This is a genomic window from Vibrio limimangrovi (assembly GCF_054064025.1).
In genome coordinates, this window is record NZ_JBSUGF010000011.1 from 271,781 (window position 1) to 287,892 (window position 16,112).

General features: G+C 44.2%; 14 protein-coding genes and 1 other annotated feature. Of the genes, 5 read left to right on the forward strand and 9 right to left on the reverse strand.

Annotation, left to right across the window (positions count from 1 at the left end; all coding sequences use genetic code 11):
- The first annotated feature begins 1 nt into the window (after position 1).
- Positions 2-304 carry a trp operon repressor gene (gene trpR / locus ACWYU8_RS16560; protein ID WP_457520842.1) on the forward strand — a complete coding sequence of 101 codons (303 nt, stop codon included), beginning with the start codon at positions 2-4 and terminating at the stop codon, positions 302-304.
- Between the two features lie 67 nt (positions 305-371).
- Here trpR and yjjX read toward each other — a convergent pair whose 3' ends face one another.
- The 5 genes from yjjX to bamD form a co-directional block, all read right to left on the reverse strand.
- Positions 372-905 carry an inosine/xanthosine triphosphatase gene (gene yjjX / locus ACWYU8_RS16565; RefSeq protein WP_457520843.1) on the reverse strand — a complete coding sequence of 178 codons (534 nt, stop codon included), beginning with the start codon at positions 903-905 and terminating at the stop codon, positions 372-374.
- A gap of 24 nt (positions 906-929) precedes the next feature.
- Positions 930-2,108 carry a prephenate dehydratase gene (gene pheA / locus ACWYU8_RS16570; RefSeq protein WP_457520844.1) on the reverse strand — a complete coding sequence of 393 codons (1,179 nt, stop codon included), beginning with the start codon at positions 2,106-2,108 and terminating at the stop codon, positions 930-932.
- Between the two features lie 12 nt (positions 2,109-2,120).
- Positions 2,121-2,242, reverse strand: a sequence feature (Phe leader region).
- Positions 2,243-2,350: 108 nt separating this feature from the next.
- A complete protein-coding gene (gene hpf, locus ACWYU8_RS16575) occupies positions 2,351-2,677 on the reverse strand; it encodes a ribosome hibernation-promoting factor, HPF/YfiA family (RefSeq protein WP_457520845.1) in 327 nt (108 codons plus the stop codon).
- Between the two features lie 327 nt (positions 2,678-3,004).
- Positions 3,005-4,486: a transglycosylase SLT domain-containing protein gene (locus tag ACWYU8_RS16580; protein WP_457520846.1), complete on the reverse strand. Its 1,482-nt coding sequence runs from the start codon at positions 4,484-4,486 to the stop codon at positions 3,005-3,007.
- A 150-nt stretch (positions 4,487-4,636) separates the two neighbouring features.
- Positions 4,637-5,365, reverse strand: a complete 729-nt coding sequence (gene bamD, locus ACWYU8_RS16585; RefSeq protein WP_457520847.1) for an outer membrane protein assembly factor BamD — start codon at positions 5,363-5,365, stop codon at positions 4,637-4,639.
- 136 nt (positions 5,366-5,501) lie between these two features.
- On the opposite strand from bamD, the gene rluD reads away from it, so the two are divergent.
- The 3 genes from rluD (at position 5,502) to clpB (ending at position 9,933) form a co-directional block, all read left to right on the forward strand.
- Positions 5,502-6,479: a 23S rRNA pseudouridine(1911/1915/1917) synthase RluD gene (gene rluD / locus ACWYU8_RS16590; RefSeq protein WP_457520848.1), complete on the forward strand. Its 978-nt coding sequence runs from the start codon at positions 5,502-5,504 to the stop codon at positions 6,477-6,479.
- Position 6,480: 1 nt separating this feature from the next.
- Positions 6,481-7,209, forward strand: a complete 729-nt coding sequence (gene pgeF / locus ACWYU8_RS16595) for a peptidoglycan editing factor PgeF (RefSeq protein WP_457520849.1) — start codon at positions 6,481-6,483, stop codon at positions 7,207-7,209.
- 150 nt (positions 7,210-7,359) lie between these two features.
- On the forward strand, positions 7,360-9,933 hold the full coding sequence (clpB, locus tag ACWYU8_RS16600) for an ATP-dependent chaperone ClpB (RefSeq protein WP_457520850.1): 2,574 nt from the start codon (positions 7,360-7,362) through the stop codon (positions 9,931-9,933).
- Between the two features lie 96 nt (positions 9,934-10,029).
- On the opposite strand, the gene ACWYU8_RS16605 is transcribed toward clpB, so the two are convergent.
- The 4 genes from ACWYU8_RS16605 to ACWYU8_RS16620 all read right to left on the reverse strand — a co-directional run bounded on the left by ACWYU8_RS16605 (position 10,030) and on the right by ACWYU8_RS16620 (position 13,839).
- Positions 10,030-11,013: an isopenicillin N synthase family dioxygenase gene (locus tag ACWYU8_RS16605; protein WP_457520851.1), complete on the reverse strand. Its 984-nt coding sequence runs from the start codon at positions 11,011-11,013 to the stop codon at positions 10,030-10,032.
- Between the two features lie 190 nt (positions 11,014-11,203).
- Positions 11,204-11,986, reverse strand: coding sequence for an ABC transporter permease (locus ACWYU8_RS16610; protein WP_457520852.1), 783 nt, complete (start codon positions 11,984-11,986; stop codon positions 11,204-11,206).
- Between the two features lie 24 nt (positions 11,987-12,010).
- The gene (locus ACWYU8_RS16615) at positions 12,011-12,838 is read right to left on the reverse strand and encodes an ABC transporter ATP-binding protein (protein ID WP_457520853.1); all 828 of its coding nucleotides are present in this window, start codon (positions 12,836-12,838) and stop codon (positions 12,011-12,013) included.
- Entirely contained in the window at positions 12,838-13,839 is a 1,002-nt protein-coding gene (locus tag ACWYU8_RS16620; RefSeq protein ID WP_457520854.1) for an ABC transporter substrate-binding protein, read from the reverse strand. Before ACWYU8_RS16620 ends, ACWYU8_RS16615 begins: the two co-directional genes overlap by 1 nt.
- Before the next feature lie 560 nt (positions 13,840-14,399).
- Between ACWYU8_RS16620 and ACWYU8_RS16625 the strand changes: the two genes are divergently transcribed.
- The gene (locus tag ACWYU8_RS16625) at positions 14,400-15,761 is read left to right on the forward strand and encodes an amidohydrolase family protein (protein ID WP_457520855.1); all 1,362 of its coding nucleotides are present in this window, start codon (positions 14,400-14,402) and stop codon (positions 15,759-15,761) included.
- Positions 15,762-16,112: the final 351 nt, after the last annotated feature.

A 16,112-nucleotide genomic window follows, 5' to 3' on the forward strand; every position in this document is an offset into this window, starting at 1 on the left:
GATGTCACATGAACCCGAGTACAAAGACTGGCTACAGATTGTTGAGCTGATCCGAGCAAGTGCAGATAACCAACAGCACGAAATGTTGTTGACGATGCTGATGACGCCAGATGAAAGAGATGCATTAATTGCCCGAGTGAATATTCTTAATGAACTTCTTAAAGGTGAGCTATCTCAACGTCAAATCAGCCAGATGTTGGGAGTGGGCATTGCGACTATCACGCGTGGTTCAAATGAGTTGAAGTCTAAAACGGATGCAGAAAAAGACCAGCTCAAGGCATTGTTAGAGCCCGTTGCTCAGTAAGAGAAAGCAGAAAAACAAAAGGGCGGATTCCGCCCTTTTTAATATCTTCAATATCATCCGCTTTGCGCTACAGATTCGCCGGGAAATGATCTGTGTTAGTGAAAGGAATCAGAGCCAGAATCAGGGCTTGATGATAAACCGAACTACGTGTCAGTTGGTTTTGAGTTAACAAACTGATCGCGCCGCCTTTCTGTTTAATATTCTCAGTACCGAATACTTGATCCATCACATCACCCAGTTCATTGGCATGTTCCAGCTGAGCTAATACCTCTGGTGGCAGCATCAAACTTGCCGAGCGAGATTCCCCGCGATGGGTATCTGATTCAATCACCATCCAGGCAAAGGTCACGTTACCTTCTATCCCAGCCTCTAAACCAACGTAAAAATCGCCGTCTAATATTTCTACTTTAGCGTTGCTTACCCGATTTAATGCCCCTAAGTGTGTTTCTTCATTGCTCATTGGCTGATCGGCAACGCCACTCGGGACACTCACGCCGCAAAATTCAAACGTTTGGCTAGGGAATGCACTTTGAAAAGCACTCTCAACCGCTTTGATTTTTGCCGGGTTTAAAGAAGCTATTACGACTTTTTGGGTTACCATGATCTTTCTGCTCACTGGTGTCTATTAACTCAATTTAACGTGGGTCGGTTTTACGTTTTCGCTAGGGTAGCAGCCCAGTACTTTCAGATGCTTAGTGATCTTTGTCAGCTCTTGTAAAGCCTGCTGCATCTCTTCTGAATCCAGGTGAGATTCTAAGTCTACATAGAACATTTCTTCCCATGGATTGCCCATGATTGGACGAGATTCTAGCTTGGTCATATTGATGCCGTAGCGTTGCAAAACCAGCAGTGATTCAACCAGAGAACCAGCCTTCTGAGAGGTTGACATGATCAGTGTGGTTTTCGCTGGAATTTGCGTGGAGACTTCAACAGGTTTACGAGCGACAACGATAAAGCGAGTGTGGTTTTCTGTTTGATTTGCAATGTTGCCCTGAATAGCTTGCAGACCATACAACTTACCGCTCGACGCATTACCTATTGCTGCTACGTCATCACGGTTGAGTTCTTGTACTTTTAGCATCGCATCAGCCGTGCTTGCACAAGATTCCAGTTTTACGCCCTTCATGCGGCTTAGGAATTCACTGCATTGTTGATGCGGCTGAGGATGTGAGTAAAGCGTTTTAATGTCTTCAAGACGAATGTCTTTCGTCGCAACCAAGCAATGCTCAATCGGCTGCGTTAGCTCACCAACGATGTACAACGTTGTGTGTTGCAGTAAATCATAGACTTCGTTGATGGAGCCTGAGCTGGTATTTTCAATGGGTAGTACACCGTAATCTGCATGACCGGATTCTACTGTTTGAGTGACCTCTCTAAAGTGCTCACAGTTTAATTCGATCAGCTCTGTATTTTTACGGCTGAAGTATTCGCGACTTGCCAGGTGTGAGTAAGATCCTTTTGCGCCAAGAAAAGCAACACGAGCGAGTGGTTTACGGCTTTCTTGTGGATTCACAAGATTCTGCAGGTAACTTTGTTGCAGTAGGACAGAGTCTTCAATAATGGTATGGAAAAGTTTTGTGATGTACTGAGCGTCTAGATCATACTTATCACGGCCATTAGAAATTAACTTCACTAGTAGCTGCTGTTCACGGACGGCATCACGAACAGGTTTTGACGTTTTTACTTTGCTTTTGGCGACTTCGATGCTGAGCTTACGGCGTTCAGACAACAGGCTAAGTAGTTCATCGTCAAGCTCGTTTAAACGTAAACGAATATCTTCCAGAGAAATGGGTTGGTCAGTCATCAATTCTTTCCTTATAAAAAAGCCTCCCGTTTTGGGAGGCTTTCTGTTTGTTTTTGACTTTTCTTTCACAAACGATCGAGCCCCTCCAACTATGGAAGGAAAAAGAAGTCAAAAATAAACAGAGGGGCTAAATGCATGGATATTGCTCAATTTAGATATGTTTAAACACAATAAGCAAGCCTGCGGGGACCGTCAAGCAAAAAAATAGCGCCTTTCGGCGCTACTTCCTCAATCTGGTCAATTTACTCTTCTTCTAACTCGAGCTCTGGTTTGTTCGCACGGCGAGCATCAGGTTTGTGGGTCAGCTTATTCAGTTGTCGTTCTAGTTTTTGCTCCACTTCGTTGATCGCGATGTATAGATCTTCGTGAGTTGCTGACGCGATGAGCTGGCCTTTTGGAACCGTGATAATAGCTTCAAATTTTTTCTGTTTATTGGGTTCCTCACTGAACGTTGCTTGGCATCCAATTAGGTCGACTTGCCATTTCTCCAGTTTTTTAAATTTGCTCTCAATATGAGCACGGATTGCAGAGGTGATTTCGATGTTTTTGCCAGTGATATTCATTGTCATAAGTGCTTTTCCTCTGTTGCATCCCTCATGGGTTAAGTTCAGATTACTGCTTTATGGATAAAAAAATGTGATACACATCACTATTTTGGTCGAGGTTTTTACAATGGAAAATGAATGTGATCTTACTCAAGAAGTGCTGAGATTTATTGTTAAATTGCTTGTTATCGGTTAGCAAATCATTAGATTGGATAGAGTACTCAGCTGAAAACATCCCCGTTTTTAGGGATGTTGTACAGCCTGGAATTTAGAGTGCTCAAAATTTAACTGACTAAAAAGTGTGATGTTTGTCACGCTAAAGTGCGGTCAGAGAGAATTCAGACTAGCCGCTTAGTTGATAAGCGGCTTTGTTGTTTCTGGTTCGTGAGTCATTTTATTCAAGGGGATCATAAAAACAGGATCGTCCGGGATCAGTGAAACATTCTCGACCGTTTTGGCTCGGTCGAGATGTTCTAGTTGTTTGTATATGATGTAGTAACGATTGATAGTGGTTACGTACCCAGCAGTCGAGTTTAAGTTCTTTTTCATCACCACTTCGACATTGTTGAACCAAACATTTGGGTTATAACCTTGTCTGGCAGCCAGCTTACGAATTCTTTCTACATTCCCTGGCCCTGCGTTATAGGCCGCCAAGGTAAAATACAGTTTGTTTTCAGCGGTAATGGCTTTATCACTAAAGTACTGCCGGCGTAAAAACGCCAGATATTTCACTGCTGCATGAACGTTGTTTTCTAATTGCCGAACATTTTGGATGTTGATATTTGGGTCACGAGCGGTACTGGGCAGGATTTGCATTATGCCGACAGCACCGCTCCTGCCTACTAAATTGTTATTAAATCCTGATTCTTTGTAAGCGATTGCCGCTATCAGTAGGTAGTCGATATCGTATTTCTCTCCATAGCGTGAAAATAACGCCGACAGTTTTTCTAATTGGGCCATCTTTTTTGGATTGAGTGCTTTATCGAGCCATCTAGTATTGTCAATGTACTTGCCGTAAATGACGTTACCGAGCAAAGTTCCTGAGCGTGATTTCTTGATGAACTTGTTGACTACGGCTTTGAGTTGCGGACTGTCTTTACGCATCGCCCAAGCAATTTTACCGCTTTTGCGTAGTGGGACTTTTTTATGTACTCGAATATCATCCATCACGTTTAGCCACAGCGTCGCTTTATGGCTATCCAGCACGGTGGCTTTGACAAAACCATTGTTCAACATGCCGACTAGTTCGTAATCTTGTAGGTTTTCTTCCACGAAGTGGACAATAACGGGCGGCAGTCCTTTCTTAGTCAGATTTTTATTCAGAGCCTGGATGCTCTCAAAGTAACTGGAGCTTGCTCTGACCCATATTTCTTTTCCACTCAGCTGCTCTATCTTTGTAATGGCTGGTGTATTTTTGTTTGTAACGATCCACTCTTCGATCCCAGAGATTATCGGTGAACTAAAATCGATTTTCGCTTTGCGGTTATCGGTAATGGTGAGATTCGCGACCACTAAATCACCCAGCCCCTTATTTAAGGAGGGAATCAATTGGTCTCTAGATACAGGAATAATCTGCACGTTAAGTTTCGGTGTCACTTTGCGTAAATCTTTCTCGAAGTGAGCCAGTAGTTCTGCGCCTATCCCTTTAGGTGTGCCACCTTCTATGTAGTAAAACCCTAAGTCAGCAGAGACAAGTACACGCAGTAAGTTTTTTTGTTTAATAACGTCTAAATCACCAGTATATGGTGGTTGTTTTAACGGTGAAATTTGCAATGCGTAAACGGATGCTGACAACAGAATCAGTAATACTGCCCATAGCTTAGAAATTGTCACGTTCACATCCAGGTTTATGTTGAGAGAACTTTAAGCATATATTGTGCTCAAAAAAGCATCAAGTTAGCGTTTGGTGAACTATTTTTTGGGGGGAAACAAAACCGCCACAGCATTAAGCTATGGCGGTGAATCGTTCGAGTTGTCTTAGATTTAGTCGGTTGGATTCAGTCTGATGAGCTCTTCTGTTCTTGCAATGGAAGCGTCTAGACCAAGCTGTTTGTATGCTTCTAACTGTATTTCAAGTGATTTACGCGCAGCGTCTGTGTCTGGGAATGTCTTTTGTAATTCTTGGCTACGGTTAATAGCCGCAATCCATGCTTCACGGCGTAAGTAGAAGTCTGCTGTCGCTAAATCATAATTAGCCAGACGGTTTTTCAAAGCAATCATGCGTTTTTGCGCGTCTTCAGCATAATGGCTGTTTGGGTAACGCTGCAGCAGCTTTTTGAAATCATCAAAGGCTTGTTTAACTGGCTCAGGATCTCGGTCACTACGGTCGATGTTAAACAAGTCGTGCATAAAGTTACGGTCTTGCGCCATATGGGTCAGACCACGCATGTACAGTACCCAGTCCATTTTTTCATGAGTTGGATTTAAACGCATAAAACGAGAGATGGTTGCGAGACCAAGGGCTAAGTCGTCGTTTTTGTAGTACGCATAAATTAGGTCAAGTTGTACCTGTTCTGAGTAGGCACCAAATGGGTAACGTGAATCTAATGCTTCTAGTTTTTCGATGGCGGTTAGCCAGTTACCAGTTTGAAGCGAAGTTTGCGCGTCTGCATACAGTTCCGAAGGTGGCACATCAGGAACGATTTCTTCTTTGCTTGCACATCCAAACAGAAGGGATACCGCTAAAAGGCCTGTTAAAGTCTGACGTTTCATATCAGGAGTCTGTTCCTTGAATCTAAATATTTCTAAAGCTGCCGTTACTTTCTTTCCAGTAACAGATACAATGACGTAATAGTCTATTTTTCCACAGTCGTGAGCATTAGTCTCACAGTTTTTAAAAAAGTTCGATATGGCTCAGCAGATAGTATTAACAAATACCGTAAAAGATAGCCAGTTAGGTCAACGTTTAGACCAAGCTATCGCAGAATTATTCGCTGACTTCTCTCGCTCTCGCCTGAAAGAATGGCTTCTAGAGGGGAAAGTTCAAGTGAATGGTGAAGTTGTCACCAAACCTCGCACCAAAGTAATGGGTGGTGAGGAAATTACATTGCAAGCCGAGCTGGAAGATGAAGAACGCTGGGAAGCGCAAGATATCCCGTTAGATATCGTCTACGAAGATGATGACATCATCGTAATCAATAAGCCTCGTGATTTTGTCGTCCACCCTGGTGCGGGTACACCGGATGGAACTGTGCTCAACGCCTTGTTATTCCATTTTCCTGATATTGCGGAAGTGCCTCGTGCAGGTATTGTGCATCGTCTGGATAAAGACACTACAGGTTTGATGGTGGTCGCGAAAACGGTACCAGCGCAAACTCGTTTAGTTCGTGCTCTGCAAAAACGTAATATCACTCGTGAGTACGAGGCAATCGCTATTGGTCGTATGACGGCTGGTGGTAAAGTGGATAAACCAATCGGTCGCCACTCAACAAAACGTACCCTGATGGCAGTAAGCCCAATGGGTAAGCCAGCCGTGACACACTACCGTGTGGCGGAGCATTTCCGTGAGCATACTCGTATCCGTCTGCGTCTGGAAACGGGTCGTACTCACCAGATTCGTGTGCATATGTCTTACTTGCAGCATCCGCTGCTGGGTGATACTGCATACGGCGGTCGTGCTCGTATCCCATCTGGTGCTTCGCAAGAACTGACAGATATGATCCGTGGCTTTGATCGTCAGGCTCTACACGCAGTTATGCTGCGCTTTGAGCACCCAATCACTGGTGAAGAACTGGAGTTCCATGCTCCTGTGCCAGATGATATGGTGGTAATAACCGAAGCATTACGTCAAGATACTATCGAGCACGGTTTACCGGACGAATTCTAATATGAAGATCATTGTTCCTAACTGGCCAGCGCCTAAAAATGTAAAAGCGTTTGCTTCCACGAGAGTGGGAGGCGTTTCAACGGGAGCCTATCAAGGGCTTAATCTTGGCGCTCACGTTGGGGACGATTTGTCTTTGGTAGAAAAGAACCGGGATTGGTTGGTGCAGCAAGCTGAAATGCCAAGTGCACCAATTTGGCTTAATCAGACTCATTCTACGATTGTTACACAAGTCTCGGAGCCGACGTTTCATGTTCTCGATGCCGATGGTGTGTTTACCCGTTCTCGAAATATCGTGTGTTCTGCGATGACCGCCGATTGTTTGCCGGTGATATTAACCGATACGCAGGGTACACAGGTTGCGGCGGTCCATGCTGGCTGGCGCGGTTTGTCAAATGGCATCGTTGAAAATGCATTGGCGATGTTTTCTGGCGACGTTATGGCGTGGCTAGGGCCGGCTATCGGTCCTCAGGCATTTGAAGTTGGCGAGGATGTTCTGCAAGCCTTTGTTGACTTCGATTCCCAGGCCGAACAAGCTTTTGCTCCGCGAGATATTAAAGGCAAATGGATGGCCGATATGTCAAAGCTTGCGACGCAGCGTCTCAACAAAGCAGGCGTAAATCAAGTTTTTGATTCGGGTTTATGTACTTACCAAAACCAGCAGGACTTTTATTCTTATCGCCGTGACGGGGTGACCGGACGTCAGGCAACCTTCATCTGGCTAGAAGATTAGATTTTAACCAGTAATAAAAAGTAGTGATGCATAGCTCTGAGTTTGCATCACTGTTTATATTTATTTACATCCTCCCTTGAAATTCCCCTACCGAGTATCCATCTTTCTACTGTAATTAGTATTCTCTTATATAAGGTTAGGAAGGTAGATATGCGTCTTGATAGATTCACAAGTAAGTTTCAAATCGCTATCTCTGATGCTCAATCACTGGCGTTAGGGCGCGATCATCAATATATCGAGCCAGTTCACCTGATGGTGGCTTTGCTGGATCAAAATGGTAGTCCAATTCGTCCATTGCTGACTATGCTGGACGTCGACGTAACTCAGTTACGATCTAAGCTCTGCGAAATGCTTGATCGATTGCCAAAAGTGAGCGGCATTGGTGGTGATGTGCAGCTTTCTGGTGCTATGGGTACTTTGTTCAATCTGTGTGACAAAGTGGCTCAAAAGCGCCAAGACTCTTACATCTCGTCAGAAGTCTTCCTCCTAGCCGCACTTGAAGATCGAGGCCCTCTTGGTCAGTTGCTGAAAGATGTGGGTTTAACTGAGAAAAAAGTTAGCCAGGCGATCGAAAAGATCAGAGGTGGTCAAAAGGTTGATGATCCGAATGCGGAAGAGCTTCGTCAGGCTCTGGAAAAGTTCACCATAGACCTTACCGAAAGAGCAGAGCAGGGTAAGTTGGATCCGGTGATAGGCCGCGATGATGAAATCCGCCGTACGATTCAAGTTCTGCAACGCCGTACCAAAAATAACCCGGTTATCATTGGTGAACCTGGGGTTGGTAAAACCGCGATCGTCGAAGGTCTGGCACAGCGTATTATCAACAATGAAGTGCCTGAAGGTCTGCGTGGTCGTCGAGTCCTCGCCTTAGATATGGGGGCGTTGGTTGCCGGTGCGAAATACCGAGGTGAATTCGAAGAGCGCTTAAAATCAGTATTGAATGAACTGGCTAAAGAAGAAGGCAACATCATTCTGTTTATTGATGAGCTGCATACCATGGTTGGCGCAGGTAAAGGTGAAGGTTCCATGGACGCGGGTAACATGCTGAAACCAGCATTGGCGCGTGGTGAACTTCACTGTGTTGGTGCTACCACATTGGATGAATACCGCAAGTACATCGAAAAAGATGCGGCCTTAGAGCGTCGTTTCCAGAAAGTATTGGTAGACGAGCCGACGGTTGAAGATACGGTAGCGATTTTGCGTGGTCTTAAAGAGCGTTACGAGTTGCACCATCATGTTGAAATTACTGACCCGGCTATCGTTGCAGCAGCAAGTTTGTCACATCGATACATTTCTGACCGTCAGTTACCGGATAAAGCTATCGATTTGATCGATGAGGCTGCATCGAGTATTCGTTTACAAATTGACTCTAAGCCGGAAGCTCTGGATAAGTTAGAGCGTAAAATCATTCAGTTAAAGATTGAGCAGCAAGCGTTAAGTAACGAGCATGATGAAGCCAGTGAAAAGCGTCTGGTCACCTTAAATGAAGAGCTGAATGTAAAAGAGCGCGAATACGCTGAGCTAGAAGAAGTTTGGAATGCTGAAAAAGCGGCGCTATCAGGTACACAGCACATTAAATCCGAGCTAGAGCAAGCGCGAATGGATATGGAATTCGCCCGACGAGCTGGTGATTTAAACCGTATGTCTGAGTTGCAATATGGCCGTATACCTGAACTCGAAAAACAGTTGGATCTGGCGGCGCAAGCGGAAATGCAAGAAATGACTCTGCTGCGTAACAAAGTGACCGACAACGAAATCGCGGAAGTGTTATCCAAACAAACGGGTATTCCGGTCTCTAAGATGCTCGAAGCAGAGAAAGAGAAACTGCTGCGCATGGAAGATGTATTACATCAACGTGTTATCGGTCAGGTAGAAGCGGTCGAAGTGGTTGCGAATGCGATTCGCCGTAGCCGGGCTGGCCTGTCGGATCCAAACCGACCAATTGGCTCATTCTTGTTCTTAGGTCCAACGGGTGTGGGTAAAACCGAGCTGTGTAAGACCCTGGCAAACTTCATGTTTGATAGTGAAGATGCAATGGTGCGTATTGATATGTCAGAGTTCATGGAGAAACACTCCGTAGCGAGACTGGTTGGTGCGCCTCCTGGTTATGTGGGTTATGAAGAGGGCGGCTATCTGACAGAAGCGGTTCGTCGTAAACCTTATTCGGTGATTCTATTGGATGAGGTAGAGAAAGCGCATCCGGATGTGTTTAACATTCTGCTTCAAGTGCTTGATGACGGACGCCTGACAGACGGTCAAGGTCGTACGGTTGATTTCCGCAATACAGTGGTGATCATGACGTCAAACTTAGGCTCTTCACGAATTCAGGAAAACTTCGCAAGACTGGATTATCAAGGCATTAAAAATGAAGTAATGGATGTGGTCAGCAAACACTTCCGCCCAGAGTTCTTGAACCGTGTTGATGAAACCGTGGTATTCCACCCACTTGGTAAAGAGCACATTAAGTCGATTGCTTCGATTCAGTTGGAACGTTTGCATAAACGTCTGGCAGAGAAAGACTACGAGCTAGAAATAGGCGAAGAAGCGTTAGAGTTGATTGCTCAGGTCGGCTTCGACCCTGTATATGGTGCGCGTCCACTGAAACGTGCAATTCAACAAAATGTTGAGAACCCATTAGCGAAATCGATTCTTTCCGGACAGTTTTTACCAGGAAAGGCGATCAAACTGGGTGTCAAAGACGGCAACATTTTCGCCAGCCAATAAAGATAAAAAAGCCATGCACATTCGCATGGCTTTTTCTTTCCTTAGATTAAGGTCACGAGGGCTCGTCACGCAACCTCAGTTACCAGTCATCTACGATTAAGAGAAGTTCGCGTTAATGCGCATCTTCAAGTAGTCTTCAGCCGTAATCGGCTCGTAAACCTTTAGTGGACCCTGAATGATTTGGTCTCGGTTTGCTTGGCAGAAAAACGCCATGCTATAACGAGAGTCTTGGTTTTCTTCTGGGGTTGGCATGCGCACGCGGTGAAGAGTAGATTTAAATATGTCATCACTCCAACGCATAAGCATGTCACCGATATTACAAGTGATCACCCCTGCTTTGGGTTCCACTGTACTCCAAACTAAGTTTTCTTTTGCGTCTTTCCCTGCCGCAACTTGCAAACCTCCTTGATTTTCCTGCTGGAATACCATCGTCAAGCAATCAAAATCGGTGTGCGCACCAGCACGCCAAAATGTGCCTGTTTCTGACACTTCTTTCATTGGCAGGTAGTGCAACATACGCAATGTGCTCAGGTAGTTTTCTGAATCTCTTTGGTGAGCTTTAGTGAAAAAGTCGCGTTCAAAGCCAAGCTTATCGGCAAAGCAAGACAGAATCTTCATACCGAGCTGCCAAGCCTGATACTCGAAAGACAACAGGTGAGATTCAAAACTCTCGACCACATCATTACTCGGCCATAAATCATCCATGTGAGGCAGAGTAATTTGATAGGACTCTTTTTGGTCTGCTGTTCCTGTTGATGGACGAACTTGTTGTTTAAATTCCCAACCTGCGTTTAAGCCCTCTTTCAATGGGAACTTTTGCTTAGTTTCCATCGGTAGTGAAAAGAATCTCTCACTAAGCGCAAAGGATTTTTCAATGTCAGCTAAACTGATGCCGTGATCAACGATCTGAAAAAAACCGACTTGGGTGGCTGCCTCCCAGAGTTGTTGGGTGATCTCGTCACGACAGTTATCAAAATCATGTAAGTTGATCAAAGGGATCGCCGTATCATTTGATACTAATCCGAGTCCACCAATCGTTGTTTCAAAGTTGAGTTCATCTAAAAGGTAGGATTGAGTCATTATTGATTTCTCCAATTAACAATTAAGTAAGTGCTTGTTATTGGAGCAATGTCCAGCAATAGCTCAAGAACCAAAATGTCTTGCTATTGCAGACCGCTTCTACTCCGAGTGGTTATTAATAGAGGTGAATCACTCCCGTGTTAAACGGGAGAGCCATTCATCTCGAACAGTGTGTTTATTCAACGCCGGGCTACCTTTGCTTTTCTTCTTCGGTCAGGCTCCAAGAGAAGCAATATCGTTGCACCCAGCTTACCGCTTTAAAGAGCAACATGCTGACAAGAGACAAGAACACCAGTGCGGCAAACGCTTGTGGGATTTTGAAATACGAAGTTGAGAATTGAACTAAATAGCCTAAGCCTTTTTCCGCTGCGACGAACTCTGCAATTACGGAACCGATCACGGCTAAAGTGATCGCTACTTTTACACCACTGAAAATATGAGGGATGGCGTAAGGTAGACGAATTTGCCAAATCGTTTTGCTGTTTTTCACGCTTAACGAACGGGACAGTTCAATTAGTTCTGGCGGGGTTGCCAGCATGCCTGTTGTCGCCGATACCACAAGAGGGAAGAATGTGATGAGGCAGGTAATCGTTAAACGAGGAGCATCACCCGTTCCCAAAATAACGATCAATAGTGGCGCGATCGCTACGACAGGTGTTGACTGGATGACGACCAAGATTGGAAAAAGCGCTTTAGTAAGAAACTTCGAGTTCACCATCATGATGGCCAAAGGAATACTGATTAAAAAAGAAATTCCAAAGCCGAGTAGCGCAATACGTAAAGTCGCCCACAAGTTATCTAACCATCGTTCAAGAGGAACCTGGCTGAAAGCCAGTGCAATATCGGATGGTGCAGGCAAAATGAAAGTAGGTACAGAAAAGATTCGACAAGTCGCTTCCCAAATCGGAATCAACGTCAATATTGCGACAAGTGGAAGCCCGTTCTGCGACCATTGTGATAAATACCGTTTCATATCTATTCCTTTAGACAATTTCGATTAAGCGACCGTTTTACGTATTGGTTCAACGTTATTGTGCTCGCTGCTCTCGGTATAACTCGGTTTCTCCGAGCGATAAAAATATTCGCGTATTTTATTGGTATACGAACCAAATGTCGGATCCTGAAGTGTGTGAATGTTTCTGGGGCGAGGCAAATCGATATTGATTTCCTCTAATACCGTACTCGGACGAGGTCCCATTACTAACACTTTATCAGCGAGCAGTACCGCTTCAGAGATGGAATGAGTAATGAACAAAACAGTTTTTGGTTTTTCCATCCAGATCTTCTGTAACTCGAACCCCATCTCTTCACGTGTCAAAGCGTCAAGTGCGGAAAAAGGTTCATCCATGATCAGAATATCTGGATTGAGTAGTAAGGCTCTTGCTATACCGACTCGTTGCTGCATACCGCCGGACAACTGATGGGGCATACTTGATTCAAAACCTGATAGCCCAACCATATCTAACAGCTCTTCTGCATGCTGTTGTTCTTTCTTAGCGACGTAGTTGAACTTGTGCTTCAATGGAAAAAGAACATTGTCGAGAACGTTTTTCCAAGGCAATAAGGTCGGTTTTTGAAACACAATACCGATATCCTCTCTTGGCTCAGTTACAGGCTGACCAAAAACGGAAATCTCACCTTGGGTTGGCAATATAAGACCTGACAGTAGGCGCAGCAAGGTAGACTTGCCGCAACCTGAGGGTCCAACGATGGCAACAAATTCATGCTTATTTACATTGAAGTTGACATCGTTGAGAACCGTAACCGAATGTTTGTCAGAGTGATAGGTATGCCCTATGTTCTTAAACGAAACAAATGGCTGCATTAGTTCACCTCTTGGAAAAATTGACGAGCAACTGCGCTTTCAGGGTCTAACTTACCAATATCAAGGCCTTGAGCTTCCGCTGTCCACGCCCATGTTTCACTCAGGCGATCTGGAGTAAATACACCCACGCCATCTTTTTCCGAAACTTCGTTCATCACTAAACTACGAATGGATTTAATCGTATCGGTCGCTTGGGTTGCATCTACGTCTGGAACTATTTTGTTAACGGCAGCACCACTTTGCTCTGGATTTGCCCAGGTGTATTCAACTGCTTTCGCGTAAGCTTTTACGAATCGTTTCACTACGTCGGGGCTTTGTGACATGAACTTATCGCTGGCGATAATAGATGATGAATAGAACTCAAGGCCGGCATCATACCAAGGCAGTACATTTAGCTTTTTACCCGCTTGTTCTGCCTGCTCTGTATTTTTCACTCGATCTGTCATCCAGGAAATCATCACATCAGACTGCCCCGTAATCAGCATTGGGTTGAGTGCGCCTGGATCTGCTTTGAGGACTTTTACACTGTTTTCATCGATGCCATTTTTCTTAAGCATAATCGGCAGGAAAACGTTCGCAGAAGTGAAGGGAGAGGTGACGATGGTTTTGCCTGCGACATCTTTAACCGACTCAACACCAGAATCATCCAGTGCGTAGAAAGCATAAGGTGCTTTATTGAAAATTGAGTAAATGGCTTTTACCGGCACATTATCATTCGCTTTTGCGACCATCAGAGCAACAATATCAGCCGAGCCAATATCGGCGGTACCCGTCGCTACTTTGGTTATTGCATCTGTAGAACCTTTACCACCAAGAATGGTGACATCCAGATCCTCTGCTGCAAAAAATCCTTGTTCAACCCCAACGAATACTGGTGCTTTATCTCCCCCAGGTAACCAGTCAAGCTGGAAAGTCACTTTATCTGTTGCCAGGCTACTTCCTGAAGCGCATAGCAAAGATAACGAAAGGGCAAGTTTGTTCAATTTAGAAATATTTTTCATAGTTACTCCGTGTCTTCCTTTCACTGTCTCTATAGGCGTTACCTTATTGTTGGTCACGGCTCTTTAGAGGTTAACTATGAGCAATGTCCCGATACCTTTCATTTCTTGTATCTAACCGCTTCTACTCACGCTTTAAATTAACATTTAGCAAGCAATGTGCCATACAAAGATAAAGGGTTGACTGATTATATGTAACTTGCGATTAACTTATAATTAACGTTGCGTCTGAGGGATTAGTACCAGAGTCTGTTTTGTATACAATTAGCACTTAATTTGCAGTAATGCGTAAGTTTACTGCACTATATTTGTGCATATTGGTTGTAAAAGTTACATTTTAGTGCATCTTCTAGATGTTAAACGTAGATAGATAAATACTATTAACATGGTGTAGTTATTGCATTGTATACAGAATGAGGCGGGGGGAGTGCTCATTCCACATCCTCTATATGTTAATTGAGTAGAAGCGGTTAAGAGTTGAATCTCTGGGACATTGCTCAAAGGTTAATCCATTCTAGTTGTTTGAACTTAGATACCGATTGTTCATTAAAAAGGATCTTTATATGAACTACTTAATTAAAAATGCCAATAGTGTTTTTTCTCCTCAACAAAATGTAAAAGATATTCGAATTCAGAATGGTGTCATTACTGAGCTAGGACAGAACCTGATTGCTAATGAAGGTGAAATTCGAGTGGATGCGACAAATTGTGTCGTCTACCCGGGGATGGTAAATACTCATCACCATATCGCTCAATCTATATTAAAAGGGATCCCGGCAGGTATGAATCATGGCTTGGGTGACTGGCTGGCAAGTGTTCCTTATCGTTATTGGCCTCAAATTACACCAGAGATTATGTATTCCGCTGCTAAGTTGGGTTTCTATGAGTTACTTCGCTCTGGAGCTACGACCTGTGCTGACCACCACTATCTTTATCATGCGAGCTCAAGCCAAGAGTTAGAAGATGTTCTTTGGCAGGCTGCTGACGAAATGGGAATACGTTTGGTCTTATGTAGGGGAGGGGCAACTGTTAAAGGCACGCACAAAGGATTAGCGAAAGCTGGAGTTGTTCCAGAATCTGCAGAGCAAATGATTTCACGTTTAGAGCATACTCGTAGTCGTTACCATCAAGAAGGTGGCGCTGCAATGCGTAAGCTTGTGGTTGCGCCAACCACAATCGCTCATTCTGCAACGCCTAGCGATCTCAAATTAATGGCTGAGTATGCCAGAAGTCAAAAATTGAGAATGCACTCCCATCTTCTAGAAGTGGGCTTTGATAATGAGCAGACATTCGCTAAGTACGGAATGAGTGCGGTTGAGTTTACTCAAAGCTGTGATTGGCTAGGTGAGGATGTGTGGTTTGCGCATCTGGTTCAGGCGAGTGAAAAAGATATACAGTTATTGGCAGAAACAAAAACGGGCATCGCACATTGTCCAACATCTAACTGCCGTCTTGGGAGTGGCATCGCACCAGTCATAGATATGGCCAAAGCGGGTATGCCAATTTCTATCGGCGTTGATGGTTCAGCTTCTGCTGAGTCCGGTTCGATGTTGCAAGAGTTGAATCTGACTTGGCTAATACATAGAGCGCAAAATGGACCTGACGCAACATCACTGGAAGAGGTCCTCAAATGGGGCAGTAAAGGTGGGGCTGATCTGTTAGGTCTAAATAAAGTCGGGGAAATTAAAGAAGGCTTCTCTGCGGATCTCGTTCTCTATGATTTAAATCAGCCTCGCTTGTCAGGTTGCCACTCTTCACTTATGGCTCCACTTATGTGTGGTGAACCTGCGTCTGTTAAATTAAGTTTTGTAAATGGGCGTATTGCTTATCAGCAACAACATGATGATCAGTTCAGCTATTTAGTGGAGGAAGTGAGAAAATCTATCGCTAAACTCAAGCGACGTGTTGCTATTTTAGAGTCATAATCTTGTTATTTCGTCTATAGAATATTCAAATTGATGGTTATTTAAACATTCAGTCTAAAAAAGTCTTTTTTAGACTGATTTCCCCTTGCCAAGTCGATTTTTCTCCCTATAATTCGCCTCCGTTGTCTCGCAAAGCATTGCCTGATAGCAAGACGGTTGAGTTAAAAGATAACTCACAGAGAAATAACTGAAAAAAGTGTTTGACACCAGAAGTTATCTCGCTAAAATGGCCGTCCGATTTGAGTTGGGCGTATAGTTCCAGGTTCATGTCGAAAAGCTCTTTAACAATATAGACCTATCAATCTGTGTGGGCACTCGTTGATGATAATCCAATTAGAAACTTCGGTTTCA

Coding starts and splice junctions, on each gene's coding strand:
- trpR (WP_457520842.1), top strand. CDS start 2: ATGTCACATGAACCCGAGTACAAAGACTGGCTACAGATTGTTGAGCTG.
- yjjX (WP_457520843.1), bottom strand. CDS start 905: ATGGTAACCCAAAAAGTCGTAATAGCTTCTTTAAACCCGGCAAAAATC.
- pheA (WP_457520844.1), bottom strand. CDS start 2,108: ATGACTGACCAACCCATTTCTCTGGAAGATATTCGTTTACGTTTAAAC.
- hpf (WP_457520845.1), bottom strand. CDS start 2,677: ATGACAATGAATATCACTGGCAAAAACATCGAAATCACCTCTGCAATC.
- bamD (WP_457520847.1), bottom strand. CDS start 5,365: ATGAAACGTCAGACTTTAACAGGCCTTTTAGCGGTATCCCTTCTGTTT.
- rluD (WP_457520848.1), top strand. CDS start 5,502: ATGGCTCAGCAGATAGTATTAACAAATACCGTAAAAGATAGCCAGTTA.
- pgeF (WP_457520849.1), top strand. CDS start 6,481: ATGAAGATCATTGTTCCTAACTGGCCAGCGCCTAAAAATGTAAAAGCG.
- clpB (WP_457520850.1), top strand. CDS start 7,360: ATGCGTCTTGATAGATTCACAAGTAAGTTTCAAATCGCTATCTCTGAT.
- ACWYU8_RS16605 (WP_457520851.1), bottom strand. CDS start 11,013: ATGACTCAATCCTACCTTTTAGATGAACTCAACTTTGAAACAACGATT.
- ACWYU8_RS16610 (WP_457520852.1), bottom strand. CDS start 11,986: ATGAAACGGTATTTATCACAATGGTCGCAGAACGGGCTTCCACTTGTC.
- ACWYU8_RS16615 (WP_457520853.1), bottom strand. CDS start 12,838: ATGCAGCCATTTGTTTCGTTTAAGAACATAGGGCATACCTATCACTCT.
- ACWYU8_RS16620 (WP_457520854.1), bottom strand. CDS start 13,839: ATGAAAAATATTTCTAAATTGAACAAACTTGCCCTTTCGTTATCTTTG.
- ACWYU8_RS16625 (WP_457520855.1), top strand. CDS start 14,400: ATGAACTACTTAATTAAAAATGCCAATAGTGTTTTTTCTCCTCAACAA.